Consider the following 26,987-nt stretch of genomic DNA (forward strand, 5'->3'; position numbering starts at 1 on the left):
CCGTCGGAGCGTCGAGCAGGTAGTTCTGCCGCAAGATCCACGCGTGAGCATCCAGCCCTTCCAGTTCACCGCCGCCACCGCCGTCGTCACCGGAGCAGCGGGAGGCATGGGCGAGCACCTCGCCCGCGGTCTCGCCGAACGCGGGAGCATCCTGCTGCTCGTCGACCGGGACGCGGCGAAGCTCGACGCCGTCGCCTCCTCCATCCGCTCCACCTTCCCGGGCAGCAGCGTGCGGACGTTCGTGGCCGATCTCGCCGAGCGTGACGCCGTCGAGCGGGTGGCCGCTGACCTCCTCGCAGCGACGGAGCGCATCGACCTGCTGATCAACAACGCAGGCGTTGCCCTGGCCGGACGCTTCGACCAGATCAGCATGGACGACTTCGACTGGGTGCTGGCCATCAACTTCCATGCGCCCGTCCTGCTCACGCACCACCTGCTGCCGAGGATCACGCCCGGCGGGCACATCGTCAACGTCTCCAGCCTGTTCGGCCTGGTGGGTCCCGCAGGCCAGACGGCCTACTCCGCCAGCAAGTTCGCCCTCCGTGGCTTCACCGAGGCCCTCCGCAACGAGCTGCTGCCCCGCGGCATCGGTATCACCTCCGTGCACCCGGGCGGCATCCGGACCGGCATCGCGCTGAACGCGCGGATCGGCGGGAACCTCGGCGACGTCGACGTCAGGAAGGCGAAGGACGAGTTCAACAAGCTCCTGACCTTCCCCGCCGACAAGGCCGCGGAGCTCATGCTCGAGGCCGTGAAGGCGCGGAAGCCCCGACTGCTGATCGGCCTCAGCGCGAAGATCCCCGACGTCGTCGCCCGCCTGGCGCCCATGTCCTTCGGCACCCTGGAGCGCCGCGCCACGAAGCTCGCCCGGCTGGCCCGGAAGATCCGCCGGTGAGCGGGGCCCGCGTGGAGCGGTCCGCCACGCACGACGACGGCCTGCTGGTGGTCGACGGCGTGCGGGTGCGCTACCGGGACGACGGCGACCGCACCCGACCCCCCGTGCTGCTGATCCATGGGATCGGGCGGAGCCTCGAGGACTGGGAGGGGCTGTACGGACGGCTTGCCCCCGATCACCGCGTGATCAGCCTGGACCTGCCGGGGTTCGGACTGTCCGAGCGGACGGAGGGCCGGTACTCCATGGAATCGATGGCCCGCTTCGTCATTGCCGGGCTCGACACCCTCGGCGAGCACCGGCCGCTGCACGTGGTGGGCAATTCGCTGGGCGGCGCCGTGGCCCTGAAGATCAGCGCCCTGGAACCGGCACGGGTCCGCAGCCTCGTCCTCGTGAACAGCGCCGGTTTCGGCAAGGAGGTCACCATCGCGCTGCGGCTGCTCGCCATCCGGCCCCTCGGCCGGCGGCTCATGCGGGACAAGTCCCGGAAGGCCGCCTACCGCACCGAGCGCGCCCTGTTCTTCGACAAGCGGTTCGTCACGGAGGAACGCCTCGACCACGCCCAGCAGGTCGGCGGCAACCCCGTGCACGACGACGTCCTGCTCGCCGTCGCCCGCCACCTCGGCACGTTCCGCGGGGTGCGCCGCCGCTGGCGGACCGAACTGCTGCGCACCGTCGCGGCCCAGCACAAGCCGACGCTCGTGGTGTGGGGCGACGAGGACCGCGTGCTGCCGGCCTCGCACCTCGACCACGCCCGCACGGTGTTTCCGCACGCGGAGGTCCACCTGTTCGAGCGCTGCGGGCACATGCCGCAGATCGAGCGGGAGGAGGAGTTCGACGCCCTGGTGCGCGAGTTCGTCGGACGGGTCGACGCCGCAGCGGCCTAGGCCGACGGCGGCCCACGCCCGCCCCGGCGCCGCTGTCCCTCCCACTCACCGGAGGGGTCGTCAGCCGGAAGGACGGACTGTTCCCACTGGGAGCGTCCGGTCGGTGGGAGGGAGCGCAGCCGGGCACGCCCGCCGGTGCAGGTTCATCACGGGTTCGGGCCGACCAGCGGCGAAGGGCAGCCCGGCGCCTGGCGACGCCTGGCCGTGGGTGCTGATCGTCGGAGCTGCGTGGTGCAATGACGCGTGACCCGGATCATCTTCTCCACCGCCACCTCGATCAACGGCTTCATCGCGGACGAGCACGACTCGCTGGACTGGTTGTTCGCCGTGGAGCCCCCGCCGCCGGAACACCACGAGCGTTTCCTCGACTCCGTGGGTGTCCTGGTGGAGGGGTCGACGACCTACGCATGGGTGCTCGCCTTCGAGGGGCTGATCGAGGACCCCGGGAAGTGGCCGACGCTGTACGGCGAGCGCCCCACGTTCGTCTTCACCTCCCGGGACCTGCCGATCCCCGAGGGAGCCGACGTGCGGCTCGTCTCCGGCGACGTCCGCGCATCGATCGACCGGATCCGCGAAGCGGCAGGCGCGCGGGACATCTGGGTGGTCGGCGGCGGCGACCTGGCCGGCCAGTTCCTCTCCGCCGGGCTGCTGGACGAGATCCAGCTCGCCGTCGCACCCGCCGCGCTCGCCGGCGGGGCGCCGTTGCTGCCGCTCCGGGTCGGGGCGGACCGGCTCGTCCTGCGCACCGTGGAGCAGCAGGGACAGTTCGCCGTGCTGACCTACGACGTCAACCGCGGCGGTCGATGAGGGCGGGTCGGCGGACGGTCCCCTCCGCTTCTTGATGAAAACCCGAGTATTCCTGCGCCCCAGCTTCACGTAGCCGCGCAAGACTGGGCATCCCGGTGGGGACCTGGACACGGCCCTCCCGAGTCCTGTCCACCCGTCGGTCCGCACAGTTCGAAAGGACCCGAGATGCAGCCCATCATCGACACGGCAGCAGTCTCCCGGCTTGCTGCCGACATCGGTTCGCCGCGCGCAGCGGCGTCGTTCGTCTCGCGCTTCACCGATCTGCTCGACGAGCGCATCCTCGTCATCGAGCGCTCCTTCCGGAGTGCGGATCCCACCCAGTGGCACGACGCCGTCGCCGGGCTGCGGAGCGCCGCGGCGACCGCCGGCGCGGGGCGGGTCCAGGCGACGGCAGCACTGCTGCTCGCCGCTGACCTGGACGCCCGCACGGCGCTCGCCCTGATCGGGCAGCTGCGGTCCGACGCCCGGATCTTCACCCTGGCGCATTCGTCGCTCTGCGAGGAGCAGGCGTTCGCCGAACGCCTCGCGATGCGCCGCTTCGCCTGAGCCGCCGCCGTCGTCCGGCGTCACCTCACGACACGCCCCACCCCCTCACCTGACCTCACCTCACCGCACGGAACGGCTCACGGCAGGGAACGGCTCACGGCGCGGTGCCGGCCTCCGGCACATACGTGTCCCGCCACCGCGCGAGCTCCGTGAAGAACTCCGAGCGGGCCGGCTCGGGCGAGAGGGCCAGGTCGTGGATGCCCCCACGGATCCGCACCAGCGTGACGTGGCGCCCGAGGCGCGGCGACCGGGCAGCGATGTGCGCGACATCGAGCACCACGTCCGTCGAGGAGATCCTGGCGGGCTCCTTCACCGGGTTCGACGTCGCGTCCGAACAGGCCACGAGGACCGGGCAGTCGACGGCTAGCCCGCGGTTGAGCTCGGCGTGGGCTCGCCGGACGGCGGCGAGCCACCCGGCCACCACGGGGAACCCGCCGTGCGGCTTCCACGCGAGGTCGTAGGTCCACTCCCCTCCGCTGCCGCTGTGGAGGTAGCGCCCGTACGCGGACCCGAGCGTGCCGACGACGGTGCGGGGCTTGAGCGCGCCGATCCGGTGGACCGCGGCGGTCCCGACGGTGCGCTGGAACACGCTCGCGTTGAGGTCGAACCAGGGGCTGTTGAGCACGAGCGCGTCGATGATCCCCCGGCCGCGCCGCCGGTGCGCCCACAGCGTGGTGATGAGGCCACCGGTCGAGTGCCCCATCACCACGAGGACGTCATGGCCCTCGTCCTCCCGGATGATGCGTGCCGCAGCGTCGAGTTCCTCGTCGTAGTGCTCGAGCGCGGTGATGTAGTTCGGCGTCTGGTGCTCGCGGAGCGACCGGCCGTACTTGCGCAGGTCCAGTGCGTAGACGTCGAACCCGGCCTCCAGCCAGGCATCGGCGAGGTTCGTCTGGAAGAAGTAGTCCACGAAGCCGTGCACGTACAGGACCGCCCGGCGCGAGGTCCCCGCGGTGCGACGCCGGACGAGCGTCGCCACCACCTCGCCCTCGTCGTCGCTCGCCAGCGGGAGCGTCCGCGCTTCGTATCCTGCGCTCAGGAGGTCCTCGCGGTACTCGTCCTGATGCTCCGGCGTCGTCGTCACTGGTGGTCCTCCCTGACCTCGAGCGGGTGGGGGGACCGGTCCGCCGCCGGTCCTCGGCGGCGGACATCCGGCGTTCATCCGCCGTCATGTCCCGGTCACCAGTGTGTCATCGGTCACCGGTATGCTGACGCCACCGCACACCAACAGGAGCTGATTCACCGTGTCACACAGCCTCAACCGAGGGCACCGTCGCGCACTCACAGCCATTGCCGTCGGCTGCGCCGCCGCCCTCACCCTCGCACCCGCAGCGACCGCCGCACCCGGCGGAGGCAAGAGCGGACCCAAGGACAACACGGTCTCGATCACCGTCATGGGCACCAGCGATCTCCACGGCTACATCGAGAACTGGGACTACTTCAAGAACGCCGACTACGACGACGCCGCCGGGAACGACGTCGGGATCGCCAAGATCTCGACGCTCGTGAACCAGGTCCGCGCAGACCGCGGCGCCGGGTCCACCCTGCTGATCGACAACGGCGACACCATCCAGGGAACGTCCCTCACGGACTACTACGCCACCACCCAGCCGGTGGACGAGACCGGCGAGATGCACCCCATGGCCGCCGCGATGAACGCCATGGGCTACGACTCCACCACGCTCGGCAACCACGAGTTCAACTACGGGCTGCCGCTCCTGCGCACCTACGAGGAGCAGCTCGACTTCCCGCTGCTCGGTGCCAACGTCAAGGACGCGACCACCGGCGGGGACGCCTTCACGCCCTACGTGATCAAGACGCTCAAGCTCAAGGGCCAGAAGCCCATCAAGGTGGGCATCCTCGGGCTGACCACGCCCGGCAGCGCCATCTGGGACAGGAACAACGTCGACGGGCAGCTCGAGTTCCTCGACATGGTGGAGCAGGCGAGGAAGTACGTTCCGGAGATGAAGTCCGCGGGAGCGGACGTCGTCGTGGTCAGCTCGCACTCCGGCCCCTCGGGCACGTCCTCCTACGGCGGCGACCTGCCGATCGAGAACGCGTCGACGCTGATCGCCGAGCAGGTGCCGGGCATCGATGCGATCCTCGCCGGTCACGAGCACCAGGAGATCCCGGAGCGGTTCGTCACCAACCGGCAGACCGGTGAGCAAGTCCTGCTCACCGAGCCGAAGAACTGGGGCATGCGCCTGTCCGTCATGGATTTCGAGCTCGTCAAGGTACGGGGCCAGTGGGACGTCGCGTCGGCGAACTCCGAGCTGCTGAACTCCAACACCGTGCCTGCCGACCCGAAGATCTCGGCGATCGCGGCCGAGCAGCACCGGACGACGATCGACTACGTCAACACGGCCATCGGTACGGCGACGGAGACCATGTCAGCGGCCGACTCGCGCTTCCGCGACACCGCCGTCATGGACTTCGTCAACGACGTCCAGGCCAGGGCCGTCGACACGGCCCTCGACGGGACCCCGAACGCCGACCTGCCGGTCCTGTCCATCGTCGCGCCCTTCAACCGCGCGGCGGTGATCCCCGAGGGGCCCGTCACCATCCGCGACATGGCCGGCCTGTACGTCTTCCCGAACACCCTGTTCGGCGTCGAGATGACCGGCGCCCAGGTCAAGGACTACCTCGAGTACTCGGCCAAGTACTTCACCCAGACCGCCGTCGGCGCTCCGGTGGACCCGGCCACGCTGACCAATGCCGCGGGCACGCCGGACTACAACTACGACATGATGTCCGGCGTCAGCTATGACATCGACATCAGCCGGCCCGTGGGACAGCGCATCGTCGACCTGAGCTACGCCGGTGCGCCGATCGATCCCGCGCAGCGGTTCGCGGTGGCGACGAACAACTACCGGCAGTCCGGCGGCGGGAACTTCCCGCACATCGCCACGGCTCCGGTCCTCGTCAACCAGACCACGGAGATCCGTCAGCTGCTCATCGACTACCTGATCGCCGAGGGCACGATCGATCCGAGCACGTTCTTCGAGGAGAACTGGAAGCTCACCCGCGACGGCCTGCCCGTCGTCGAGTAACCGCTCACGGCGGCGCCGCCCCCGGCGTTCCGGTGCCGTGCGTCCGCAGGACCGGGACGAACGGACCGGGACGAACGGACCGGGACGAACGGACCGGGACGAACGGAGCAGGACGAACGGCACCGGCGCAAGCATCCGCCGGAACCGACGGACGCCGTGGACGAATGACAGCAGGACGTGGACCCCGTGTCCGCGTCCTGCTGCCGTTCGTCCTAGATTTGGTGCATGAGCATCGACATCACGACGGCGACCGTCGCCGACGCGGCGGCCCTCGCCGTCTGCGCCGCCGTCACGTTCCCCCTGGCCTGCCCGCCCGATTCCCCACCGGAGGAGATCCAGCGGCACATCGAGACGCAGCTCTCGGAAGAGCGCTTCGCCGAGGTGCTGGCCCGGCCGGGGCACACCGTCCTGTGCATCCGCCAGGGGCACCGGGTGATGGGCTGGAGCATGGTGGTCCTGGATCAGCCGTCGGACGCGGACGTGCTCGCGGCCCTCTCGCTCACTCCGACGGCGGAACTGAGCAAGTTCTACGTCCACCCCGACCTGCACGGCAGCGGCTCGTCATCGGCCCTGATGAAGGCCACGCTGCAGCACGCCGCCGGGTCCGGCCTCCCGGGCATCTGGCTCGGCGTGAACCAGGAGAACGCCCGCGCCCTCCGGTTCTACCGGAAGCACGGCTTCGACGTGGTGGGGACCAAGCGCTTTCGGCTGGGGGACCGCTTCGAGGACGATTTCATCATGGAGCAGGCCCTCCCCGCGGTGGCGCCCGACGCCGTCTGACGTCCGGGCGCTACTCGACCGTCAGCTCGCCCATGCGGCCCCAGCCCTCGGCGGCGATCCGCTCGCTGATGATCTCCGGCGTCTCGACGAGCGCCTGCGGCATGTCCTTCATGGTCTGCGAGAAGTGGTCGCTGTTGACGTGTGCCTCGGCCGCGTCGTCCTGGAACGCCTCGATGAGGATGAACTGGTTGGGGTCCTCGACGCTGCGTGACCAGTCGAACCAGAGGTTGCCCGGCTCGCGGCGGGTGGCCTCGGTGAAGTCACGCGTGAGGTCGATCCAGCGGTCGCTCCACTCGGGCTTCACGGTGAACTTGACGACGATGAAGATCATGGGATGGTGCCTTCCTGGTGGAGGAACTGCTCGGACATGCCCCTCCAACCTATAAGCTCCTGACCGGCCGCCGCAGGCGGACGGCACACCTGTGGAGGACTGTTGTCAGATCGACAGGCTGGGGTGGAGCTTCTCCAGGGTCCACGAACGACGCCGGTGCGACGCGTACACGGAGAGGGCGGCGGCGAGGACGAAGACGATCAGCAGCTGGGCGACGGACGCCCAGACGATGCCGGTGTCGCCTCCCGCGATGAGGTGCCGCAGCCCGGTGACGGCGTGCGTCATGGGCAGCAGCGGGCTGAGGATCTGGAAGAAGCCGGGCTCCGTCGCGACGGGATAGGTGCCCCCGGCGGAGGTCAGCTGCAGCATCAGCAGGACGAGCGCCACGAGCCGCCCCACCCCGCCGAGCAGCCCGACGAGCGCCTGGTGGATCGCCGTGAACACGAGCGCCGTGAGGACGGCGAAGGCGACCAGGCCCACCGGGTGCGGCGTGGTCAGGCCGAGGCCGGCCAGCAGGATCGCGAGCAGGACCCCCGCCTGGAGCACGGCGAACAGCGCGCCCTGCAGGTACCCGGCGGCGGACACGCGCCAGGACGACGCCGAGGAGGCCAGGGCCCGCGGCGAGACGGCGCGGAGGACGGTGTAGGTCACGATCCCGCCGACCCAGAGCGCCAGGGGGATGAAGTAGGGCGCCATGCCCTCGCCGTAGGCGTCCACCGCGTTGGCGTGCGTCCGTTCGATCGAGACGGGTGAGGCTCCCACGGAAGCGAGCTCGGCCCGCTCCGCGGCGTCGGGGTCGGGCACCTGGCCCGCCCCCTCGCCGAGCTGCTGCGCGAGGTCCTGTGAGCCCGTCGACAGGGAGCCCAGCCCGCCCTCGAGGCTCGTGGCGCCGTCGTAGGCCTCGCCGGACCCGTCGGCCAGCACTGCTGCCCCGCCGGCGACGTCGCCCGCACCCGTGCTCAGCGTCGACGCTCCGGCGGCGAGCGTGTCCGCGCCGTCGGACGCCGCGACGATCCCGTCGCGGAGGGCCGGGGTGTTCCGGGCGAGCGTCGCAGTGCCGGCGTCGAGCTGACCCAGCCCGTCGGCCAGGTCCGCCGCACCCTGGGCGACCTGCGCGGCCCCTGCCGACGCGTCGGTGGCGCCGGCGGCGAGCTGCCCCGCGCCCGTCGCGAGGCTCCCCGCTCCGTCGGCCACGGTGGACGCACCCGTGGCCGCGGCGTCCGCGCCGGCGGCGAGGTCCGACGCCGAGGACGCGAGGGTCCCGGCACCGGCGGCCACCTGCTCCGACCCGACTGCCGCGGCGTCCGCTCCTGCGGCGAGCTGCTGGAGTGCCGTGAGTCGCTCGGCGTCGGTGAGCGCGTCGAAGGTCTGCTGCAGACGGGCGAGCCCGTCCGCCACCGACCTCGACCCGGCGGCCGCCTGCTCGGCGCCGCCCTGGACCTGGCCGGCACCTGCGGACAGTGCCGAGGCACCCTGCCCCACCTGACCGACGCCGTCGGCGACCTGCCGGGTGCCGTCCGCGAGGGCGGAGGCGGACGGGGCGAGTGCCGTGGCGCCGTCGGCGACGGACTGCGCTCCGGTAGCCAGCTGTGCGGCGCCGTCGCGCAGGGTCGCCGCGCCGGCGGAGGCCGCGGCCGCACCGTCGGAGAGCTGCCGGGACTGCGGGACGAGGTCCGCCGTGGCGGCGTCGAGGCCGGCCAGGCCACCTGAGAGTTCACCGGACCCGGCCGCGAGGTCCGCAGCACCGGCGGCGACCTGCGCGCTGCCGGTGGACAGCTGCGCGGTCCCGTCCACGATGTCCCCCAGGCCGACGACGAGGGAAGCGGATCCCTCGTCCGCACTGCGGGCGCCGTCGGCGAGCTTGTCCGCGCCCTCGCCCGCCTCCACCAGTTTCCCGTGCAGGGACGAGAAGCCCAGGTAGATGCCGTCGAGGTAGTCCTCGGTGGCGCCCGACTGCACCTGGCGCTGCAGGGTGGCGGCCACGGTGTTGCCCACCTGGCCGACGATGAAGCTGTCGGCGTCGTCGGTGGTGATGTCGAGCATCGCCTGATCCGGTGAGTCACCACCGAGCGAGGCGAGGCGGGAGGAGAAGTCGGCCGGGATGTCGAGGGTTGCCGCGTAGGTCCCGTCCTGCAGGCCATCCTCCGCCTCGGCCCGGGTCACCGCGACCCAGGTGAAGCCGGCGTCGCCGGAGGAGGTCAGCGAGGCGGCGAGGTCCTCGCCGGCCGAGACCGTGGTGTCCGAGCCGTCGGGTCCGGTGGCCGGTGCGGGCTGGTCCTCGTTCACGACCGCGGCCGTCAGGTGCTCGAGGTTGCCCGTCGGATCCCAGTTGGCCGCGAGGTAGAGCCCGCCGTAGAGGGCGGGGATGACGGCGATCACGATGAGCGCGGCCCTGGACAGCAGGGTGGTGCGGAAGCGGGAGAGTTCGGTGCGGATCAGGGAGAACACGCGTCACCTGGTTTCTGGGGTGGGTTCCGAGGGAGCGAGGGAGGCCGCTGGAGTGGGGGCGGGCGCGGCGGGAGTCGCCAGGACCTGCACGGCGACGGGCCGAAGGGGCAGGGCGCTCACCCGATGCATCGGGTCGAGGACGTCGTCGAGTTCACGCCGCTCCTGGCAGGTGGCGACGACGGTCAGGGCGCCCGAGCCGGCGCGGGCCGTGCGCTCGACGGTGAGCAGCGCTGCCCAGGCGGCCCGCCGCTCCCCGACGGTGCGGAGCTGGTCCACGTCGTCGACGACGAGCAGGTCGGGAGAGGGGATGAGCGCGAGGAGCAGGCTGAGGGTGAAACGCGCGATCGGCGCGGTGTCCCGGATCAGCTCGCCGCGATGGAGCCTGGCCTGGTGGAGGGACGCGGCAGCGGGATCATCGCCGAAGGCGTCCTCGAGCGCGCCGAGCAGGTCATTGGCCGCGGAGATCGTCCTGTCGACCTGCCGGGGTGAGGCTGCGGGCTTCCACCAGGGGCCGGCGAGCGTGAGTGCCTCGGCCACGTGGTGCCGCACGGTGAGGGTCTCGTCGAGCGGCACCACCGTGGCGTTGGCTGCGATCCCGACCCGCCGCCGGACGGCACCGGCCCGGCGCGGGAGGGCGAGGCCGAGCACCGAGAGGCGGCCGCCGGAGGGCGCGAGCCGGCCGGCGAGTGCGAGCGCAAGGGCGGTCCTGCCCGTGCCGGACGGGCCGGCGAGGACCGCGAGGACACCGGCAGGAACGGTGAAGGAGATGCCCTCGAAGACGGTGCTCTTCCCTGCCTGCAGGGTGAGGCCGTCGACGATGACGGCCGGGGGCGCGTCCGCGGAGGGATCCGGCCGGTGCGCGAGCGGGAAGAGGGTCATGGCATCCTTCGATTTTCAATACTTTCGGTATTCAGTACCAATGGTATCGTCTTTGCAGGAGGGCAGATGACCACGCAGAAGGACATGCCGGACACCACGGCCGGACGACCACGCCGCCGACCGCGCCGGGAGGACGTGCGTGCGGGACTGCTCGCGGCCGCGTTGGAGGTCTTCGAGGAGATCGGCTACGTCGCAGCCCGGCTCGACACCATCGCCGAGCGCGCCGGCTACACGAAGGGCGCCGTCTACTCGAACTTCGGGTCCAAGCAGGAGCTGTTCGCGACCCTCCTGGGCGAACGCCTCGCCGATACCGCCGCGGACGTCCTCAGCCAACTCGACCACCTGACCTCGCTCGACGAGACGATCGCGCGGACAGCTCGTCATCTCGCCCGCGGCGTCCTGCGCGAACAGCGGTGGCATGCGCTCGTCGTCGAGTTCGCACTCCAGGCGGGTCGCGACCCCGACGTGGGCGCCGTGTTCAGGGAGCACCGGCGCAACCGCCGCTCACTGCTCGCCACGACCCTCGCGGAGCGGGCCGCACCGTTCGGCGCGCCCTCCGACCCGGAGCACTACACCGTCTTCGCGACGATCCTGCTGGCCACCATCAACGGCATGGCCGTGGAGTGCGCAGCCGATCCGGAGGCTGTCACGGAGGAGCAGATCACGGGCAGTATCTCCGCCGTCCTCCGCGCTGCCCTGGCGGCCTGAACCCGTGGACCGGCATGCCGCCCTGTCGGTCGTCGTCGCCCTGGTGCTGGCCTACGCCCTCTTCCTCGCCTGCCTCGCGGTCTACGCACGGCGACACCCGGACGTGCTCTCGCTGACCGACGCACTGCGCCTCGCCCCGGACATCCTCCGGCTCGTCCGGCGGCTCGCCGCGGACCGTGCACTGCCTCGGCGGAGCCGCCTGCTGCTCCTGGGGCTGCTCGCCTACCTCCTGCTGCCGATCGACCTCGTTCCGGACATCCTGCCCGTCGTCGGGTACGCGGACGACCTCGTCCTGATCGCCGTCGTGCTCCGCGCGGTGGTGCGCTCCGCGGGCCCGGACGCACTGCGGCGCCACTGGCCGGGGTCCGACGGCGGCCTCCGCCTGGTGCGCGCGTTGGCCGGTCTCAGGGACCCGGATGAGGAGCGCAATACGGCGTAACGGAAACGCGGGCGCGTCTTTCGCCGAGGCGTAATCTCCTGCAGATGCAGCACACACCGGGGCAGATCCCCACACTCGACCTCAGCAGCGCACGCTCCACCGATGGCTCCTTCACCCCCGGCTTCATCGAGGAACTGCGCAACGCCGCCCACACCGTCGGCTTCTTCCACATCGTCAACTACGGCGCGGCGCCCGGGCAGGTCGACGACCTCTTCGACATCACCCGCCGCTTCTTCGCCCTGCCGCTCGAGGAACGCCTGACGATCCTCAACCGCACCTCACCGCACTTCCGCGGCTACGCCGGACTGGGCACCGAGATCACGCGCGGCCGACCGGACGCCCGGGAGCAGATCGACTTCTCCCCCGAACGCGAGCCCGTCACCGACCACCCCGCGAACGAGCCCTACTGGCTCCTGCAGGGCCCGAACCTGTGGCCGCGCGAGGCACTGCCGGAGCTCGAGGTCCGGGCCATGGAGTGGGCCGCCCTCATGTCCCGGGTCGGCGCTGAACTGCTCTCGGCCATCGCCGTCGCCCTCCACCTGCCGGAGGACTACTTCGCGGGGCCGTTCGAGGGCTCACCCGCGTGGATGGCGAAGCTCGTGCACTACGTGGGCGGCGTGGTCGAGGGCGCCGGTTCGCAGGGCGTCGGCTCCCACGCCGACTACGGCTTCGTGACGCTTCTGCTGCAGGACGCCGTCGGGGGCCTCGAGGTCCTCCCGCACGGGACCGGGCAGTGGGTCCCCGTCACGCCGATCCCGGGCGCCCTCGTGGTGAACCTCGGCGAGATGCTCGAGGTCGCCACCGAGGGCTACCTCGCAGCGACCGTCCACCGCGTCACCGCGCCCGCCCCCGGCGTCGACCGCTACGCCATCCCGTTCTTCTGGTCGCCCCGCCTGGATGCCGTGATCGAGCCGGTACCGCTGACGGCGGAACTGCGTGCCGCCGCCCGCGGCATCTCGGACGACCCCGAGAACCCCATGCTGTCCTCGTACGGCTCGAACGTCCTGAAGGGACGCGTCCGCGCGCACCCGGACGTCACCGAGCTCCACCATCCGGAGCTCGCCCGCCGGTAGGCCGGGCGTCGTCCGGAGCGAGGATCGACCCGCCACGGCGCGGGGCACGGGAACGACGACGGCGGCACCCACGGGGGCGCAGCCGTCGTCGTCGTACTCCGGGAGGCTGTCAGGCCTCGCCCATCATGAGGCCCTCGATGGAGTGCTTCTGCGTGATCGGCGTCAGCTCGTCGACGACCGGGCACACAACATGGCGCCGCACACGCTCCGGCAGTGCGTCGAAGAACGGCTTCGTCACGGCCATGGAGTGGTGTTCCGCGTTCCCGGCTCCCGGCGCGTCGACGCCGAGCACCAGGACCGGCCGGGACTTCTGCGACTCGTTCTTCGTGCCGCGGTGGATGGTCAGCGCGGAGCGCGCCGAGATGTCACCCATGCGCGGATACTTCCGCTCGGCGAGGGCCTCGTACCGCGGGTAGGCGGACTTCGGCGGGAACATCTCGTGGTCGAAGCCCTCCGGCAGGTCCCACTGCGTCCCCGGCGCCACCTCGAAGGGCCCCATGTCCTCCTCGGTGTCCACCGCGGTGAGGTTGAAGGCGAGCGAAGTGAGCCGCCCGTGCTTCCTGGTCTCCGCCGGCATGGGGAAGTCGCGGTGCCACGGCTGATTGACCGCCCCGGGCCCGGGGACGTCGAACCCGAGCTCCACGATCTCGTAGTCCGGGCCGAGCACTGCTTCGCTGACCATGCGGACCCACGGGTGGTCCACGAGATCCACCCAGCCGCGCAGCTGTTCCGGGTGGATCTCCACGTAGTGCCGCTTCGGGCCACGGCCCACGGCGCCGTCCGGCCGCGCGAGTGCCTCGGCGAGGGCGGCATCGATGTCCTCGCGCATCCCCGCGGCCCACTCGCGCGTGAAGGCGCCCTGCTGCGCGATCACCCCGCGGGTGTAGAGCCCCTGCGCGGCGGCGGTCGCCTCGGGGGACGCGCCCTCCGGTACCGGGATCTCCCGGGGCGGCGTCCCTGCTGCGATGTCGCTCATGCGTGTTCCCTCCAGGTCGGTCCCATGACGATCTTCCGGATCTCGGCCACCGGTAGCTTCGGCTTCCGGTTCTCGTCCGTCAGTCCGTTGGCTTCCTGCAGCGTGTCGGTCAGCTGGGTGTAGCAGAAGCCCGAGAGGACCGGGCTGTCGTAGAGCGCGGAGAAGAGCGCCTGCAGGCGCCGGGCGAAGTCCTCGTCGGAGTCCGCCGTGGAGTAGCCCCACGTTTCGATGGGGCTGTTCGGCGCGTAGAGGATCCCGCCGAACTCGGACACCATCACGGGCTCCGCCCGGGGCAGGTCCGGCAGCACGCTCAGCCGGCGGCCCGCCGGTCCCACTCCCCGGGCCACGGCGTCGAACGCGGCAGCATCCCGGTAGCTCGCATGGAGGTCCTCGTAGGTGGTGGCGTAGTCGTGGACCGTGAAGAGGTCGGACTCCACGTGCTCCCAGCCGTCGTTGGAGATGACGGGTCGGGAGCCGTCGAGGGCCTTGGTGAGGTGGTACATGGCCTGGGCGAAGTGGCGCTGCTCGGCGCTGTGGGCGATCTGCTGCACCCCCCAGCTCTCGTTGAGCGGCACCCACGTGACGATGCAGGGGTGCGACCTGTCACGCTGGACCACGCTGACCCACTCGCGGGAGACCCGCTCCATGGCGGTGGGCGAGAACTCGAAGGTGCTGCCCATCTCGCCCCAGACGAGCAGGCCCAGCCGGTCCGCCCAGTACAGGAAGCGCGGGTCCTCGACCTTCTCGTGGAGGCGCGCCGCGTTGAAGCCGAGGTCCTTGATCAGCTGCACCTCCTCGCGGAGGGCGTGCGCGTCGGGCGCCGCGAGGAGCGACTCCGGCCAGTAGCCCTGCTCCAGGACGGAGCGGACGTAGTAGGGGCGGTCGTTGAGCAGGAAGTGGCGCCCGGCGGTACCGACGCTGCGCAGGCCGAAGTAGGACCAGATCTCGTCGACGACGGACCCGTCGCCGTCGAGCAGGGCCACCGTCGCGTCGATGAGGCGGGGATCCTCCGGCGACCACAGCAGCGACTCGTAGGCCTGGCCGTTGGCCTGGTGCGGGATGACGCAGTCGAGGACGACACGGGGCTGCGAGGCCGATGCCGTGTAGCTGCCGAGCGGATGGCCCGCATAGCTGAGGTCCACGCGCACGGTCCGGGCGGTGTGCCGCTGCGGCGAGAGTTCGAGCTCGAGGCGGACCGATCCCTTCGGGACGTCCGGCTCCCAGACGGCGCCCTCGATGAAGGCGGCCGGCACGGATTCGAGCCAGACCGGCTGCCAGATGCCCGTGGTGCGGTGGTACCAGATGACGTGGGGGTCCTCCAGCCAGTCCTGCTTGCCGCGGGGCTGGGCGACGTCGTGCGGATCATCCTCGGCTCGCACCACCAGGGACAGCTCGGCGGCGGCGGCCGCATGCTCGGTGATGTCGAAGCTGAAAGGGCTCTGGCCGCCCTCGTGGGTCCCGACGAGGGCGCCGTTGATCCAGACCGTGGCCCGGTAGTCGACGGCACCGAAGTGCAGCAGCAGACGGTCGTCCGCTGCGGACCTCCCGCTCTCGACCAAGTCCGCCCGGGTGAGGGTCCGCCGGTACCAGACCACGGGGTGGAAGGTCGTGTCGTTCACGCCGGATCGGACGGACTCCGGCGGATACGGGACGGTGATGGTCAGGGGGAACGGCGTCGCCCCGGCGAACCAGTCGTCGGCGACGCCGGCATCCTCGTCGTCGTACGAGAACTCGGCCGAATGGGCCGGTTCGGGCATGATCCCCGCCCGTGAGTCCGTCCGTGCCGCCGGCGCCCTCGAGGGCCTCCCCCAGGCTCCCATCGCCGAGCAGATCGACTCCATGCGGTTCCTCCCGGCCGTCCCCGGCATCGGGGCCGTGCAGACGGAGACCCTCGAGGTCGCCGTCAGCAAGGCCGTCCTCGGCGAGGAGTCGCCGGAGGACGCCATGACCGAGGCAGCGGACAACGCCTCGAAGCTCATGGAAGAGAACAAAGCGTCGTTCGGGGAGTAAGCACCATGACCACGCTGAGGGAACGAGAAGGGGGTGCCCCCGCACGCAAGGGGGCACCCGCCGGGGACGGCGTCGCCGTCCCGTGAGATCCGCAAGCAGGCGGCAGCCACGCCCTGGCTCTTCCTGGCCCCGTACCTGGTCCTGTTCATCGCCTTCGTGCTCGTCCCGATCGTCTTCGGCGCCTGGATCAGCCTGCACACCTGGGACTACACGCGCCCGCTCAAGCCCTTCGTCGGCCTCGAGAACTATGCCGAGCTCTTCCGGTCCGGCAGCGGGCAGTTCACCAACTTCTGGGGATCGATGCGCGCCACCGGCATCTTCACCCTGTTCAGCGTGCCGCTCCTGCTCACCATCCCGCTCGCCGTGGCACTGCTCATGGCGAAGAAGTTCCCGGGCCGCAACTTCTTCCGCGCCATCTACTTCGCGCCCTACGTCCTGGGCGTCGCCGTCGTCGCCGTGATGTGGCGCTACCTGCTCGACAACAACATCGGCCTCGTCAACTACTACCTCGGCCTGATCGGCCTGCCGGACGACATCGCCTGGACCACCTCCACCCCGGCCGCCTGGGTGGCCCTCGTCGGGGTGACCGTGTGGTGGACCCTCGGCTTCAATGCCGTCATCTACCTGGCCGGCCTGCAGGACATCCCCTCGGAGCTCTACGAGGCCGCCCGCATGGACGGGGCCAGTCCGTGGCAGCAGTTCGTCAATGTGACGCTGCCAGGACTCCGGCCGGTGCTGTCCTTCGTGACCCTCACCACGCTGATCGCGTCGGTGAACATGTTCGGGCAGTCCTACCTGATCACCCAGGGCGGCCCGGGCAGGGAGACCCGCACCGCGATCTACCAGATCGCGGACACGGGCCTCCGTAACTTCCAGATGGGCAGCGCAGCCGCCATGAGCTACGTCCTGACCCTCTTCCTCATCTGCCTGAGCCTCGTGGTCTTCTGGCTGTTCCGCGAACGGAAGGACGCCCGATGAGCTCGAGTGTCGAGACACGCACCCCCCGGGGGGCCGGCCCTGCGGAGAAGCCGCAGCGCAGGCTCCAGCCCCGGACCGTCCTGAAAATCGTCCTCCTCGCGCTGGTGGCGCTGATCTTCGTCAGCCCGCTCATCTTCATGATCGTGACGTCGTTCAAGACGCGGAGCGAGGCGACAGCGATCCCGCCGTCGTGGATCCCGAATCCCTTCTCGCTCGACGCGTACAAGGAGATCCTCGCGCCAGGGACCAACACGCCGGTCCTGCGGTGGTTCGCGAACAGCATGCTGGCCGCGATCATCCACTCCGCGCTCGTCGTGGTCACCGCGTCGCTGGCCGCGTACCCGCTGGCACGGATGAACTTCCGTGGGAAGAAGATCGTCTTCGCGGTCATCGTCGCCACCCTGCTGGTCCCCCCGGTGATCCTGGTCATCCCGAACTACCTGCTCGTCAGCGAACTCGGCTGGCTGAACTCGCTGATCGCGATCATCGTACCCACGGCGGCCTCGGCGTTCGGTGTGTTCTTCATGCGGCAGTTCTTCGTCTCGCTGCCGGACGACCTGGAGGAGGCGGCGCGGATCGACGGCGCCAACCGCTTCCAGATGTTCACCCGGATCATCCTGCCGCTCGCCAAGCCCGCCATGGCGACGCTCGCACTGCTGGCCTTCCTGGGCAACTGGAACGACTTCCTGTGGCCCGTCTACGTGCTCTTCACACCCGAGGTGCAGACGCTGCCCCCCGGCCTGTCGACGCTGCAGTCGGCGAACGCGGTCCGGTACGACCTCCTCATGGCCGGTGCCGTGATCGCCAGCCTTCCCGTCCTCGCGCTCTTCGTGTTCCTCCAGCGCTTCATCATCGAGGGCGTCTCACGGTCCGGGGTCAAGGGGTGATCCCTCCGCTCCTGCGCCGGGTCCTCGGCCTGCTGGCGGTCGGTGCGCTCGCCGCAGCGACCGCCGGCTGCTCGCCGTCGGACACTCCCGACGACGCCGCCCCGACCGAGGAGGCGAACCCCACCCGGGTTCTCGACGAGGAGTTCGCGGACCCGGACATCCTCGAGGTGGACGGCGTCTATTACGCGTACGCCTCCGCCGGCAACCGGAAGAACGTCCAGGTCGCGACGTCGACCGATCTCCTCGAGTGGGAGATGCTCGACGACGACGCCCTGCCGGAGCTGCCGTCCTGGACCATCCCGGGCAAGACCTGGGCGCCCGAGGTGACCGAGGTGGCGGACGGGCAGTTCGTCCTGTACTTCACCACGACGAACTTCGAGCCCGCCCTCCAGTGCATCGGCGCGGCGACGTCCACCGATCCGGCGGGACCCTTCACGGTGGCCGGTGACCGGATGCTGGTGTGCCCGGAGGACGAGGGCGGCGCGATCGACGCCAGCACGTTCGCCACGGACACCGGCCTGAATCTCGTCTGGAAGAACGACGGCAACTGCTGCGACAAGGACACCTGGATCCAGACGGCACCGCTCTCGGCCGACGGCCTGGCGCTGGCAGGACCGACCACGAAGCTCGTCAAGCAGACCCTGGACTGGGAGGGCCTGCTGGTCGAGGCGCCGACCGTGGTCCCGCGCGACGACGGCTTCGCCCTCCTGTACTCCAGCAACTTCTACGGGGACAGCTCGTACAACGTGGGGTATGCAACCGCCCCGGCACTGGAAGGCCCGTGGGAGAAGTCCCCCGAGCCCATCCTCTCCTCCGACTCGTTCGGCGGGGACCGCTACATCGGGCCGGGCGGGCAGGACCTCGCGACGGCACCCGACGGCACCACCTACCTGCTCTTCCACAGCTGGGACGCCGCGGTCACCTACCGGTCGATGCACGCCGAACCCGTCGAGTGGCAGGGCTCCGACCTGCAGTTCACGCAGGAGTGACACGGGCGATCCGGGTGGTGTCACGGCATGCACCGGGTCCGCCGGCCGCTGTGCCACGCGGCCGGCCCGCGTCAGGATGAGGACCGGGGGCGCACCCCGGGTTGCACGGCCGAGACCGATTCGGTGGGGACGGCGCCGGCTGCGACGGACCTCCCCCTGGGCGCCACCTCCCCCGCGCTCTGCGGAACCCTGGCCAGGACCCAGATGGGCGCCATGCTGTCCGGCGGCGCGGATACCGGCGTGGCCGGGGAGGCCTCGTCGAACACCACCGGCATGATCGCCCTGAGCGGCGGACTGGTCCTCGTGGCCGCGGCGGGCGGAACCTACGCCGTCCGCCGGAGCACGGCGAAGGCCTCGTAGCCGCATTTCGGCAGAGTGGCGGGAAGCCGCCGTCGGCGCCTACCGGTGCCGACGGCGGCTTCCGTACGTCCCGGCCGTCCCGCCGAGCGCCCGCCCGGGAGGGTCACGCCGATCCGGGCGGGCCGGCCCAGCGGATCCGGATGGGACCGCGGGCATCGCGGTCCACGCCCTCGCCGTGCTGCGTGACCTCCACCCGCCCCTCCGCGGCCAGGTCGAAGGCCAGCCGGCGGGCGGCCGGCATGAGGTCCCGCCAGGTCCCGCCGCCGATACTCCGCGCCGCGTCCGACGGGCACAGCGTCTTCTCCGGCCCGCGCTGCTCCGCGATGCGGAGGATCTCCGCCCGAAGCTCGCTCTCGGACGGGTGATCAGGCATGCCCGGGATGTTGCGGGGCCGAACCGCCGTCGCGCTTCCCGGTCCGGCCCTGTGCGCGGCCCGGCTGCTTCGGAGGCTCGGCCCGCTCCGGGTGCTCACTGTGGTTCGACTGCTGGGCCCGATCCGCGCGATCCACCCGGTCGGCCGGCTCGGGCCGTTTCGGGTGCAGGGCATCGAGTTCCTCGAGGGCGGCGGTCCAGCGGGCCTCGCGCTCGGCCGCGGTCTGGTCCCACCAGGCGGTCCCGCGTTCGCCGAGTCCCTCCTTCGCGAGCTGCACGGTCCGCCGCGCGCGCGGCAGTGCTGCGCCGTCGTCACCCTTGGCACTGGTGCGGACGCCCGAGCGGCCGCGGCCGAGGTGGGACATCAGCCGGGCCCGCACATCCGCGGGAAGGCTGGGATCGGTCTTCCGCCAGCGCCGCCCGCTGTGGAGGAAGAAGCGTTCGTCGTCGGTGGTGTCCGCGAGATCCAGCATGCCGGCCTCAGCTCGACGAACCGGGCGGGCCGACGAGCAGCAGGACGGTGAAGACGACCGAGATCCCGACGATCGCGACGAGCAGGGCCACGAGCGGGCTCCGCAGCACCCAGGCCTGCACCTGCTCCGCGGGATTCCGGGGTGCCTCGGCACCCGGGGCCAGGCGCCACCCACCGCCCAGCCGGCCGCGGCGTTCGATCCACCGCTCGAAGGGGACGGTCGCGAAGGGGACGATCGCGGAAGCGAGGCCGAGCAGGCCCGTCATCACCGACCAGCGCTGGTTGATCCAGATGAAGACCGTGGTCACCACGAAGCAGAGGAACACGAAGCCGTGGACGGCACCCGCGGGTGGCACGAGGGCCTCCGTGGTGCGCGTGACGTACTTGAGGAACATGCCCAGCAGGAGGAAGGCCCAGGTCACCGCCTCGGCCACGGCGACGGTACGGAAGAGCGTGCGGGGATTCATGGTCTGCTCCTGGTTCAGGTGGGTACCGCCAATTCTTCCATCCCGCCCCGTCCGTGCCCGACGCCGGACACGGAGAAGCCCCGGAGCCGTCCACTCCGGGGCTTCAGCCGAACAGGATCAGGACTTGAAGGCGTCCTTGACGTTCGTCGCGGCGTCCTTCACGTTCTCGCCGGCCTGCTTGGTCGTCGCCGACGCCTGGTCCGCCTGGCCCTCGGCCTTCAGATCGTGGTTGTCGGTGGCGTCGCCCACGGCCTCCTTGGCCTTGCCCGACAGTTCCTCGGCCTTGTTCTTCGCCTTGTCGATGAAGCTCATGTGCGTGTCCTTCCGCTGGGTTGCTGGTGTTCTCCGATCCCGGGAAATCCCGGGACGGGCGTTACTGCGTAACGTTCCTGGTCCTCGACGTCGAGGTGCTGACGTCGACGATGATGGCGACGGTCCGGGGCATCGCCTCGAGCGATCCGGCGAGGCGTTCGACCGCGCCACCGCGGATGGAGCGTACCGTGGCGCCGATGGACGCACGGTGGTCCACCGTGGTGCGGATGGTGACGTCCGGCGCGGTGGAACTCCCCCGCAGCACGCTCCGCGACTTCTCCACGCCCGGCAGGCGCTCGATGTCCGCGTTGAGTGCTCCCTCGAGGACGGCCGGGTTGATCGTGACGAGCCCGTTGTCCTCGGCTCCGTGGAGCCGGTAGGTCCGGGTCCGACGACGCCTGGGGACCTGCGCCGCGAGCCAGGCCAGCCCCAGGAGGGCCAGCAGGACGCCGACGCCGGCGGCGCCACCGAGGACGGCGGGTGCCGCGGCGGTCGCCGCAGGGTCGACGGCGAGCAGTGGTGTCCCGTTCTCGGGAGCGGCCGCGCCGGGGATCACGGTGCCGAGGAGTCCTGCGGTGGCCACGACGAGTGCGGCGGCACCGAGCAGGAGCAGCACACCGATGATGGCGAGCCAGGATCGGTTGAGTGCGGCGGGTGACTGCCTCATGGCCGTGTCCTTTCCGAAGCGGTGGGTTGGGGGCGCAGATGAAGGTCGGTCGTCGGGTCAGTCATCGTGCTCCGTCCGGATACTCGTTCGGACCCGTGGAGCGGTTTCCAGACCCAGGTCGTCCACTGAAGACTGGACGGCGTTCCTGACCGTTTGCTGAAGATCAGCTGTGGACAGGAGATAGGTCGTGACGGACAGCTTCAGCCGGGAGCCCCGGAGACTGCCCTTGGCCGACGAGACGCCATCGATCTGCTCCGCCCGTGCGGCGGCGAAACGCTCCACCGCCGATCGGCTGAGTACCGTCGTCGTCCCTTCGGGTCCACCCCATGTGGATCCGGCCGTCAGGAGCGTGCGTCGCCCGGGCACCAGGGCCGCGAACAGCAGCACCAGCCCGAGGACCGCCAACACCGCGACGGTTGCGTAGAGGGCGGGCGAGCCCCAGGCGAGATCGGAACCCGCCGCGAGCGAGCCCTCGGCGAGGGTGGTGTCACCGGTCAGTCCCGCGATACCGGCCCACGCGAGCGCGGCCCCGCCGAGGACCAGGACCAGCGCCGTGACGGTGGCCGGGACGGTACGGCTGGGGCGGCGCCTCAGCGTCCGGGTGGGTGTGCTGCTCATTCGAGGCTCCTTCCCCTACCGGCCGTGCCGGTCTCGAGGGAGACGATGGTGACGTCGATACGGCCCACGTGGACCGCCGTCGTGCGCTCAAGGACCTCCGTGACGTGACTGCGCAGCTGCTCGGTACCCGCACGCAGCGGCGTGGGGTAGAGCATCGCGACGGTCAGCGAGACGAAGGCCGTGGTCCCGTCGAGGTCGACCTCGGCCTGCGGGCGGGCGTCGAGGTCGCCGGAGGCGCCGAGGCCGAGCAGTCCTCCGCTCCGTCCGCCGATGAACGGCAGTTCGGAGGCGGCCTGTCCGGCGATCTTCCGCAGGACCTTCTCCTTGGTGACGAGGGTGCCCCTCGTGGCGGGGTCGCCGTGCGTGCTTCCGGCAGGGTCGAGGACACCGGGCGCAGGGCCCGCGAGCGTACTCATGGCGCTCAGCCCTTCGAGCTGCGGCGGCTCAGCAGGTCCTGGACGTCGAGCCTGCCCTCGAGGTAACGGCCGATGAGCAGGCCCACCGCCGCGAAGAAGACGACGGCGATGAACTGGAGGAAACCGCCGAAGACGGCGACGATCCCCAGCAGGAGACCTGCGAATAATCCGATGGTGCTGCGCGACATGATGCTGTCCTGTCTGGTGGGCTGAGGGGGGTGTCGGTCCGTGCACCGTGCGGCGGGTACTCCCGCCGCACGGTCGGAGCCGCAGGTGCTACTCGAGTTCGGTGCCGCTCTTGGACGAGTCGTCCTCGTCGTCGTCACCCGGCAGGTGCACGTCGGTGACGTTCACGTTGACCTCGAGGACCTCGAGCCCCGTGGCGCGCTCCACCGAGTTGACGACGTTGCGACGGATGTTCTCGCTGACCTCGACGATCGAGCTGCCGTACTCCACGACGATGCTCACGTCGATCGCGGCCTGGCGCTCGCCCTTCTCGACGCTCACTCCGCCGCTGACGTTCGTCTGCGAGCCGGGGATGCGCTCGGTGATCTGGTTGAAGGCGCGGCGGGCTGCATTGCCCATCGCGAAGACGCCGGGCACCTCGCGGGTGGCGACACCGGCGAGCTTCTGCACGACGGTCTCGGCGATGGTGGTGCTGCCCTTGTCGGTCTGCAGGGGGCCCTTGCGGACGGGCGCTGCGGACTCGGAGCCGGTGGTGGACTTCTGGGCGGTAGCGGTCTCGACCATGATGCGTATCCTTTACTGTCGTTGCGTTCAGCTGCGTCGTACACAGGTAAGTCGTCCCATCCACCGCAATCCGCACGCACCAGTTCCGAGACCTGCGTCACAGAAGGTCGGAGGTGCGTGATCCACTGGCCGCTCCCGACGAAAGGACCCGGCGCATGTTCCTGCTCGACGCCGACGGCAGCTCCGACCGGCGGGACCTGGTGTTCTCGGCGACGGACCTCGTCACCGCCTCGGAGTGCGGCTACCGCCTGCTGCGCGTCCTCGACGAGAAGCTGGGGCGCGCCCCGCGGGCCTCCTTCGCCCCGGACGGGATGCTGCAGCGGGCCGCCGTCCTCGGCGACGTCCACGAGCACAGGATCCTCGACGAGCTCGTGGCCGACCACGGCATTTGGTCGCCGGGTAATCCGCGGGGCGTGTACGACGTCGAACCTGCGGACTCGATGGATCGCGCCACCCTCACGGCCAAGCACGAGGAGTCCCTGACTGCCCTCGGCTCAGGGGCGTCGGTGGTGTTCCAGGCGGCGTTCTTCGACGGCACGTTCCACGGCCGCTCCGATTTCCTGGTGCGCCAGGCGGACGGAGCGTACGCGGTCTGGGACACGAAGCTCGCCCGGCACGCGAAGGTGGGAGCGCTGCTGCAGCTCGCCGCCTACGGGGACCAGCTGCAGGCAGCCGGCATCCCGACGTCGCCGGAGGTGACACTCGTGCTCGGTGACCGGTCGAGGAGCACCCACAGCCTCACGGACCTGCTGCCCGTCTTCCGGGAGCGCCGGGCGCGCTTCCTCGACCTCGTCGAGGCGCACCGCAGCGGGTCCGCGCCGGTGGCATGGGGCGAAGGCGGGCACTCGGCCTGCGGTCGGTGCGACTACTGCGCCGAGCAGGTGGTCGCCGCGCGGGACCTGCTGCTCGTCGCCTCGATGACCGGCGACCGCCGGGCGCGGCTCCGGGGTGAGGGCATCACCACGATCGACCAGCTGGCGGCGATGCCCGCGAGACCGGACGACGCGTCCCTCACCCGGCTGCGGGACCAGGCACGGCTGCAGACCGGTGTGGGAGCCGTGGACGGCAGCGTCTCCTCCAGGGACACTGAGGGGACGGAGCACTCCGTCTCCTACCGGATCCTGCCGGAGCACACCCTCGCCGCCCTCCCCGCGCCCAGCCCCGGGGACATCTTCTTCGACGTCGAGGGCGATCCCCTGTGGCAGGACCCGGCGGACGGGCGGTGGGGCCTCGAGTACCTGTTCGGCGTCGTCGAGCAGCCCGCCGCCGGGCCGGGCGCCTCCGCCGAACCACCCTTCCGGCCCTTCTGGGCCCACTCCCGGGCCGAGGAACGTACCGCCCTGATGCAGTTCCTCGACTACGTGGACGAGCGGCGCCGGCAGTATCCCGACCTGCACATCTACCACTACGCCGCTTATGAGAAGAGCGCCCTGCGCCGGCTCTCGCTCCAGCACATCATCGGTGAGGACGCCGTGGACACGCTGCTGCGCGAGGGGGTCCTGGTGGATCTCTACGAGACCGTGCGGCACAGCCTCCGGATCTCCGAGCGGTCCTACAGCATCAAGAAGCTCGAACCCCTGTACATGGGGTCCACCCTCCGCGCGGGGGACGTGACGGACGCGGGCGCCTCCGTGGTCGCCTACGCCGCCTACTGCACCGCGCGCGACGCCGGTGACGCCGAGGAGGCTGCGGCGATCCTCGAGGACATCAGCGACTACAACCGCTACGACTGCCTCTCCGCGCTGAAGCTGCGGGACTGGCTCCTCGGGCTCGCACCCGAGTCCGAGGAGGCGTCGCGGTCCGCGTCCGGTGCTGGTCCGGATTCACCCGGGATGGACCCCGCCGGCGGCAGCAGCACCGATGCTGCTGCCGATGCCGTTCCCCAGGCTCCACCCGAGGCCGAGGAGACGCAGCTCCAGGACTATCTCGCGGGCCTGACTCCGGCCGCTGCCATGGAGCCCGGTCCGCGTGCGGTGGCCCTGGTCGCCGCCGCCGTCGGCTATCACCGGCGTGAGCGGAAGCAGTTCTGGTGGGCCCACTTCGACCGCCTCGGAGCACCGACCTCGGAGTGGGAGCAGTCCAGGGAGGTGATGCCCTTCCGCACCGTCGACGTGATCAGCGACTGGGAGAAGCCCACGGCCCGGTCCAACCCCGTGCGCACCCTGTCGGTCACCGCACGGCTCGAGGCGGGCGCGGACTTCCGGGCCGGGGGCTCGTACTTCACCCTCTACGACGCCCCAGTCCCCGAGGACGCCGACAGCACGGACAGCACTGGTCCCGGCCGTGGCGGGTGGTTCGGGGTCGAGGTGGTGGACCTCGCCGAGGACGGAACCGGCCTGACCACGGCTACCGTCCGGGAGAAACTGAGGCGCGGTGCACCGGAGCGCAGTGAGCTGCCGGTGGCCCTGGCACCGGACCAACCGATCATGACGGGGTCCATCCAGGCAGCTCTGCTCGACCTGGCCGCCCACGTGGGCCGCGCCCTGCCCGACATCCCCGCCGGACCCGCCCTGGACCTTCTGCGTCGCGTGCCGCCCCGGCTCCTCGACGGCGGCGCTCTGCCCGCCGTCCGCCCCGGGGACGGCGGCTACGCCGAGGCGATCACGGCGGCCCTGCTGCGCCTGTCGGAGTCCTACCTCGCCGTCCAGGGGCCGCCCGGGACGGGCAAGACGCATGTCGGTGCGGACGTGATCTCCCGGCTGGTGGCGGACGGCTGGAAGATCGGCGTCGTCGCGCAGTCCCATGCGGTCGTCGAGAACCTGCTCTGCCGCGCCGTCGACGCCGGCGTCCCGCCCGGGCGTGTGGCGAAGAAGCCGAAGGACATGGATGCCGACCTCCCGTGGGGGCAGCGCTCGGACACGGACGTGGCACGCCTGGTGTCCGGTGACGGCGGGTGCCTCATCGGGGGGACGGCCTGGACCATGACCGGGAAGAATGTGCCGCCCGGATCGCTCGATCTCCTCGTCATCGACGAGGCCGGGCAGTTCTCGCTGGCGAACACGATGGCGGTCGCGCAGGCAGCCCGGCGGCTGCTGCTCCTCGGGGATCCGCAGCAGCTTCCGCAGGTCACCCAGGGAACCCACCCCGAGCCGGTCGACGAATCGGCGCTCGGCTGGCTCTCCGACGGACACGCCACCCTGCCCGCCGATCTCGGCTACTTCCTCGCGGACACCTGGCGGATGCACCCGGCTCTGTGCCGTGCGGTCTCCACCTTCGCCTACGAGGGCCGGCTCTCCACGGCGCCGGCGGCGGGGTCGCGGCTGCTCGGCGGAGTGGCGCCGGGAGTCGGGTGTGTACTGGTCGAGCACACGGATCATGCGACGTCCTCCCCCGAGGAGGCGGCGGAGGTCGTCCGTCAGGTCGAGCTGCACCTCGGCCTGCCGTGGGTCGCTGACGCCGGGGCACCGGCCCGGCCGATGGGCCAGGCAGACCTCCTGGTGGTCGCCGCCTACAACGCACAGGTGCAGCTCGTCCACGGGGCGCTGGCCGCTGCCGGGTACCCGCGGGTGAGGGTGGGGACGGTGGATCGGTTCCAGGGTCAGCAGGCCGTGGTGGTGATCGTCAGCATGGCCGCGTCGTCCGCCGCCGAGGCACCGCGGGGCATCGGTTTCCTGCTGAACCGGAACAGGATCAACGTGGCGGTCTCGCGCGGACAGTGGCGAGCCGTGATCGTGCGCTCACCCCGGCTGACCCACCACATGCCCTCGACCCCCGCCGCCCTGGAGGAGCTCGGTGCGTTCATCGGCCTGTGCGACGGAGCGGCCGGACCCGCGGATCGACGGTAGGTCGCCACGACCGGCGGTCGACGGAGAGGGCGTTAACGAAGAAGCAGGCCGGACCGGGGTCCGACCTGCTTCTCGCGAAAAGATCTAG

30 protein-coding genes are annotated in these 26,987 nt (G+C 70.9%); 15 read left to right on the top strand and 15 right to left on the bottom strand.

All coding sequences use genetic code 11. The features are described from left to right. Positions 1-43 precede the first annotated feature (43 nt). The 4 genes from ACTIMO_RS13735 (at position 44) to ACTIMO_RS13750 (ending at position 3,132) form a co-directional block, all read left to right on the top strand. Positions 44-895, top strand: a complete 852-nt coding sequence (locus ACTIMO_RS13735; RefSeq protein ID WP_448182753.1) for an SDR family NAD(P)-dependent oxidoreductase — start codon at positions 44-46, stop codon at positions 893-895. Further along, entirely contained in the window at positions 892-1,779 is an 888-nt protein-coding gene (locus tag ACTIMO_RS13740) for an alpha/beta fold hydrolase (RefSeq protein WP_448182754.1), read from the top strand. Before ACTIMO_RS13735 ends, ACTIMO_RS13740 begins: the two co-directional genes overlap by 4 nt. Positions 1,780-2,022: 243 nt before the next feature. Then, the gene (locus tag ACTIMO_RS13745) at positions 2,023-2,586 is read left to right on the top strand and encodes a dihydrofolate reductase family protein (RefSeq protein ID WP_448182755.1); all 564 of its coding nucleotides are present in this window, start codon (positions 2,023-2,025) and stop codon (positions 2,584-2,586) included. Positions 2,587-2,751: 165 nt separating this feature from the next. Continuing rightward, positions 2,752-3,132: a hypothetical protein gene (locus ACTIMO_RS13750; RefSeq protein WP_055769672.1), complete on the top strand. Its 381-nt coding sequence runs from the start codon at positions 2,752-2,754 to the stop codon at positions 3,130-3,132. Positions 3,133-3,226: 94 nt separating this feature from the next. Here ACTIMO_RS13750 and ACTIMO_RS13755 read toward each other — a convergent pair whose 3' ends face one another. After that, a complete protein-coding gene (locus tag ACTIMO_RS13755; protein ID WP_448182756.1) occupies positions 3,227-4,216 on the bottom strand; it encodes an alpha/beta hydrolase in 990 nt (329 codons plus the stop codon). Between the two features lie 160 nt (positions 4,217-4,376). Between ACTIMO_RS13755 and ACTIMO_RS13760 the strand changes: the two genes are divergently transcribed. Then, positions 4,377-6,182 (top strand): bifunctional metallophosphatase/5'-nucleotidase, encoded by a 1,806-nt coding sequence (locus ACTIMO_RS13760; RefSeq protein ID WP_448182757.1) that lies wholly within the window; start codon positions 4,377-4,379, stop codon positions 6,180-6,182. Between the two features lie 225 nt (positions 6,183-6,407). Further along, positions 6,408-6,962 (top strand): GNAT family N-acetyltransferase, encoded by a 555-nt coding sequence (locus ACTIMO_RS13765; protein WP_448182758.1) that lies wholly within the window; start codon positions 6,408-6,410, stop codon positions 6,960-6,962. Positions 6,963-6,972: 10 nt separating this feature from the next. Here the strand turns inward: ACTIMO_RS13765 and ACTIMO_RS13770 are convergent, their stop codons facing one another. The 3 genes from ACTIMO_RS13770 to ACTIMO_RS13780 form a co-directional block, all read right to left on the bottom strand. Continuing rightward, positions 6,973-7,293 carry a putative quinol monooxygenase gene (locus ACTIMO_RS13770; RefSeq protein WP_448182759.1) on the bottom strand — a complete coding sequence of 107 codons (321 nt, stop codon included), beginning with the start codon at positions 7,291-7,293 and terminating at the stop codon, positions 6,973-6,975. Between the two features lie 105 nt (positions 7,294-7,398). Then, positions 7,399-9,741, bottom strand: coding sequence for a YhgE/Pip family protein (locus ACTIMO_RS13775; RefSeq protein ID WP_448182760.1), 2,343 nt, complete (start codon positions 9,739-9,741; stop codon positions 7,399-7,401). 3 nt (positions 9,742-9,744) lie between these two features. Continuing rightward, the gene (locus ACTIMO_RS13780) at positions 9,745-10,620 is read right to left on the bottom strand and encodes an ATP-binding cassette domain-containing protein (RefSeq protein ID WP_448182761.1); all 876 of its coding nucleotides are present in this window, start codon (positions 10,618-10,620) and stop codon (positions 9,745-9,747) included. Positions 10,621-10,686: 66 nt separating this feature from the next. On the opposite strand from ACTIMO_RS13780, the gene ACTIMO_RS13785 reads away from it, so the two are divergent. From ACTIMO_RS13785 to ACTIMO_RS13795, 3 genes are read left to right on the top strand one after another with little or no spacing between them, the layout of a single operon-like run. Beyond that, complete coding sequence (locus tag ACTIMO_RS13785) at positions 10,687-11,328, top strand: TetR/AcrR family transcriptional regulator (protein WP_055769659.1); 642 nt, start codon at positions 10,687-10,689, stop codon at positions 11,326-11,328. A gap of 4 nt (positions 11,329-11,332) precedes the next feature. Next, positions 11,333-11,767 (top strand): YkvA family protein, encoded by a 435-nt coding sequence (locus ACTIMO_RS13790; protein ID WP_448182762.1) that lies wholly within the window; start codon positions 11,333-11,335, stop codon positions 11,765-11,767. 44 nt (positions 11,768-11,811) lie between these two features. Further along, positions 11,812-12,840 carry an isopenicillin N synthase family dioxygenase gene (locus ACTIMO_RS13795; protein WP_448182763.1) on the top strand — a complete coding sequence of 343 codons (1,029 nt, stop codon included), beginning with the start codon at positions 11,812-11,814 and terminating at the stop codon, positions 12,838-12,840. A gap of 109 nt (positions 12,841-12,949) precedes the next feature. Here the strand turns inward: ACTIMO_RS13795 and ACTIMO_RS13800 are convergent, their stop codons facing one another. Both ACTIMO_RS13800 and ACTIMO_RS13805 read right to left on the bottom strand, forming a co-directional pair. Continuing rightward, entirely contained in the window at positions 12,950-13,816 is an 867-nt protein-coding gene (locus tag ACTIMO_RS13800; protein ID WP_448182764.1) for a phytanoyl-CoA dioxygenase family protein, read from the bottom strand. After that, entirely contained in the window at positions 13,813-15,573 is a 1,761-nt protein-coding gene (locus tag ACTIMO_RS13805) for a glycoside hydrolase family 2 protein (protein WP_448182765.1), read from the bottom strand. The genes ACTIMO_RS13800 and ACTIMO_RS13805 overlap by 4 nt, the downstream gene beginning before the upstream one ends. Between ACTIMO_RS13805 and ACTIMO_RS13810 the strand changes: the two genes are divergently transcribed. The 5 genes from ACTIMO_RS13810 to ACTIMO_RS13830 all read left to right on the top strand — a co-directional run bounded on the left by ACTIMO_RS13810 (position 15,572) and on the right by ACTIMO_RS13830 (position 19,040). Next, positions 15,572-15,826: a hypothetical protein gene (locus ACTIMO_RS13810; RefSeq protein WP_448182766.1), complete on the top strand. Its 255-nt coding sequence runs from the start codon at positions 15,572-15,574 to the stop codon at positions 15,824-15,826. The two genes, ACTIMO_RS13805 and ACTIMO_RS13810, sit on opposite strands and share 2 nt — an antisense overlap. Positions 15,827-15,859: 33 nt before the next feature. Continuing rightward, a complete protein-coding gene (locus ACTIMO_RS13815; protein WP_448182767.1) occupies positions 15,860-16,804 on the top strand; it encodes a carbohydrate ABC transporter permease in 945 nt (314 codons plus the stop codon). Continuing rightward, a complete protein-coding gene (locus tag ACTIMO_RS13820) occupies positions 16,801-17,691 on the top strand; it encodes a carbohydrate ABC transporter permease (RefSeq protein WP_448182768.1) in 891 nt (296 codons plus the stop codon). The genes ACTIMO_RS13815 and ACTIMO_RS13820 overlap by 4 nt, the downstream gene beginning before the upstream one ends. Beyond that, positions 17,688-18,680 carry a glycoside hydrolase family 43 protein gene (locus tag ACTIMO_RS13825; protein WP_448182769.1) on the top strand — a complete coding sequence of 331 codons (993 nt, stop codon included), beginning with the start codon at positions 17,688-17,690 and terminating at the stop codon, positions 18,678-18,680. The genes ACTIMO_RS13820 and ACTIMO_RS13825 overlap by 4 nt, the downstream gene beginning before the upstream one ends. A gap of 123 nt (positions 18,681-18,803) precedes the next feature. Then, positions 18,804-19,040 (top strand): hypothetical protein, encoded by a 237-nt coding sequence (locus ACTIMO_RS13830; protein ID WP_448182770.1) that lies wholly within the window; start codon positions 18,804-18,806, stop codon positions 19,038-19,040. 103 nt (positions 19,041-19,143) lie between these two features. Here ACTIMO_RS13830 and ACTIMO_RS13835 read toward each other — a convergent pair whose 3' ends face one another. From ACTIMO_RS13835 to ACTIMO_RS13875, 9 genes are all read right to left on the bottom strand, one after another. After that, a complete protein-coding gene (locus ACTIMO_RS13835; protein ID WP_448182771.1) occupies positions 19,144-19,413 on the bottom strand; it encodes a DUF3253 domain-containing protein in 270 nt (89 codons plus the stop codon). After that, on the bottom strand, positions 19,406-19,885 hold the full coding sequence (locus tag ACTIMO_RS13840; protein WP_422391282.1) for a 2-polyprenylphenol hydroxylase: 480 nt from the start codon (positions 19,883-19,885) through the stop codon (positions 19,406-19,408). The genes ACTIMO_RS13835 and ACTIMO_RS13840 overlap by 8 nt, the downstream gene beginning before the upstream one ends. Before the next feature lie 7 nt (positions 19,886-19,892). Further along, entirely contained in the window at positions 19,893-20,351 is a 459-nt protein-coding gene (locus ACTIMO_RS13845) for a DUF3817 domain-containing protein (RefSeq protein WP_422391281.1), read from the bottom strand. Positions 20,352-20,468: 117 nt separating this feature from the next. Next, positions 20,469-20,663: a CsbD family protein gene (locus tag ACTIMO_RS13850; protein WP_055769639.1), complete on the bottom strand. Its 195-nt coding sequence runs from the start codon at positions 20,661-20,663 to the stop codon at positions 20,469-20,471. 61 nt (positions 20,664-20,724) lie between these two features. After that, a complete protein-coding gene (locus ACTIMO_RS13855; protein WP_448182772.1) occupies positions 20,725-21,330 on the bottom strand; it encodes a hypothetical protein in 606 nt (201 codons plus the stop codon). Between the two features lie 57 nt (positions 21,331-21,387). Continuing rightward, a complete protein-coding gene (locus tag ACTIMO_RS13860; protein WP_448182773.1) occupies positions 21,388-21,948 on the bottom strand; it encodes a DUF6286 domain-containing protein in 561 nt (186 codons plus the stop codon). Then, positions 21,945-22,364 carry an Asp23/Gls24 family envelope stress response protein gene (locus tag ACTIMO_RS13865; protein ID WP_055769634.1) on the bottom strand — a complete coding sequence of 140 codons (420 nt, stop codon included), beginning with the start codon at positions 22,362-22,364 and terminating at the stop codon, positions 21,945-21,947. The genes ACTIMO_RS13860 and ACTIMO_RS13865 overlap by 4 nt, the downstream gene beginning before the upstream one ends. A 5-nt stretch (positions 22,365-22,369) precedes the next feature. After that, positions 22,370-22,552: a DUF2273 domain-containing protein gene (locus ACTIMO_RS13870; RefSeq protein WP_055769632.1), complete on the bottom strand. Its 183-nt coding sequence runs from the start codon at positions 22,550-22,552 to the stop codon at positions 22,370-22,372. Between the two features lie 88 nt (positions 22,553-22,640). Further along, positions 22,641-23,114 (bottom strand): Asp23/Gls24 family envelope stress response protein, encoded by a 474-nt coding sequence (locus ACTIMO_RS13875; RefSeq protein ID WP_055769630.1) that lies wholly within the window; start codon positions 23,112-23,114, stop codon positions 22,641-22,643. Between the two features lie 155 nt (positions 23,115-23,269). On the opposite strand from ACTIMO_RS13875, the gene ACTIMO_RS13880 reads away from it, so the two are divergent. Further along, positions 23,270-26,899, top strand: a complete 3,630-nt coding sequence (locus ACTIMO_RS13880) for a TM0106 family RecB-like putative nuclease (protein WP_448182835.1) — start codon at positions 23,270-23,272, stop codon at positions 26,897-26,899. The last annotated feature ends 88 nt before the right edge of the window (positions 26,900-26,987 follow it).

The organism is Arthrobacter sp. CP30, assembly GCF_053470025.1.

Coding starts and splice junctions, on each gene's coding strand:
- ACTIMO_RS13840 (WP_422391282.1), bottom strand. CDS start 19,885: ATGCTGGATCTCGCGGACACCACCGACGACGAACGCTTCTTCCTCCAC.
- ACTIMO_RS13785 (WP_055769659.1), top strand. CDS start 10,687: ATGACCACGCAGAAGGACATGCCGGACACCACGGCCGGACGACCACGC.
- ACTIMO_RS13780 (WP_448182761.1), bottom strand. CDS start 10,620: ATGACCCTCTTCCCGCTCGCGCACCGGCCGGATCCCTCCGCGGACGCG.
- ACTIMO_RS13850 (WP_055769639.1), bottom strand. CDS start 20,663: ATGAGCTTCATCGACAAGGCGAAGAACAAGGCCGAGGAACTGTCGGGC.
- ACTIMO_RS13805 (WP_448182765.1), bottom strand. CDS start 15,573: ATGCCCGAACCGGCCCATTCGGCCGAGTTCTCGTACGACGACGAGGAT.
- ACTIMO_RS13845 (WP_422391281.1), bottom strand. CDS start 20,351: ATGAATCCCCGCACGCTCTTCCGTACCGTCGCCGTGGCCGAGGCGGTG.
- ACTIMO_RS13800 (WP_448182764.1), bottom strand. CDS start 13,816: ATGAGCGACATCGCAGCAGGGACGCCGCCCCGGGAGATCCCGGTACCG.
- ACTIMO_RS13770 (WP_448182759.1), bottom strand. CDS start 7,293: ATGATCTTCATCGTCGTCAAGTTCACCGTGAAGCCCGAGTGGAGCGAC.
- ACTIMO_RS13810 (WP_448182766.1), top strand. CDS start 15,572: ATGATCCCCGCCCGTGAGTCCGTCCGTGCCGCCGGCGCCCTCGAGGGC.
- ACTIMO_RS13855 (WP_448182772.1), bottom strand. CDS start 21,330: ATGAGGCAGTCACCCGCCGCACTCAACCGATCCTGGCTCGCCATCATC.
- ACTIMO_RS13870 (WP_055769632.1), bottom strand. CDS start 22,552: ATGTCGCGCAGCACCATCGGATTATTCGCAGGTCTCCTGCTGGGGATC.
- ACTIMO_RS13835 (WP_448182771.1), bottom strand. CDS start 19,413: ATGCCTGATCACCCGTCCGAGAGCGAGCTTCGGGCGGAGATCCTCCGC.
- ACTIMO_RS13860 (WP_448182773.1), bottom strand. CDS start 21,948: ATGAGCAGCACACCCACCCGGACGCTGAGGCGCCGCCCCAGCCGTACC.
- ACTIMO_RS13765 (WP_448182758.1), top strand. CDS start 6,408: ATGAGCATCGACATCACGACGGCGACCGTCGCCGACGCGGCGGCCCTC.
- ACTIMO_RS13795 (WP_448182763.1), top strand. CDS start 11,812: ATGCAGCACACACCGGGGCAGATCCCCACACTCGACCTCAGCAGCGCA.
- ACTIMO_RS13865 (WP_055769634.1), bottom strand. CDS start 22,364: ATGAGTACGCTCGCGGGCCCTGCGCCCGGTGTCCTCGACCCTGCCGGA.
- ACTIMO_RS13880 (WP_448182835.1), top strand. CDS start 23,270: ATGTTCCTGCTCGACGCCGACGGCAGCTCCGACCGGCGGGACCTGGTG.
- ACTIMO_RS13875 (WP_055769630.1), bottom strand. CDS start 23,114: ATGGTCGAGACCGCTACCGCCCAGAAGTCCACCACCGGCTCCGAGTCC.
- ACTIMO_RS13820 (WP_448182768.1), top strand. CDS start 16,801: ATGAGCTCGAGTGTCGAGACACGCACCCCCCGGGGGGCCGGCCCTGCG.
- ACTIMO_RS13750 (WP_055769672.1), top strand. CDS start 2,752: ATGCAGCCCATCATCGACACGGCAGCAGTCTCCCGGCTTGCTGCCGAC.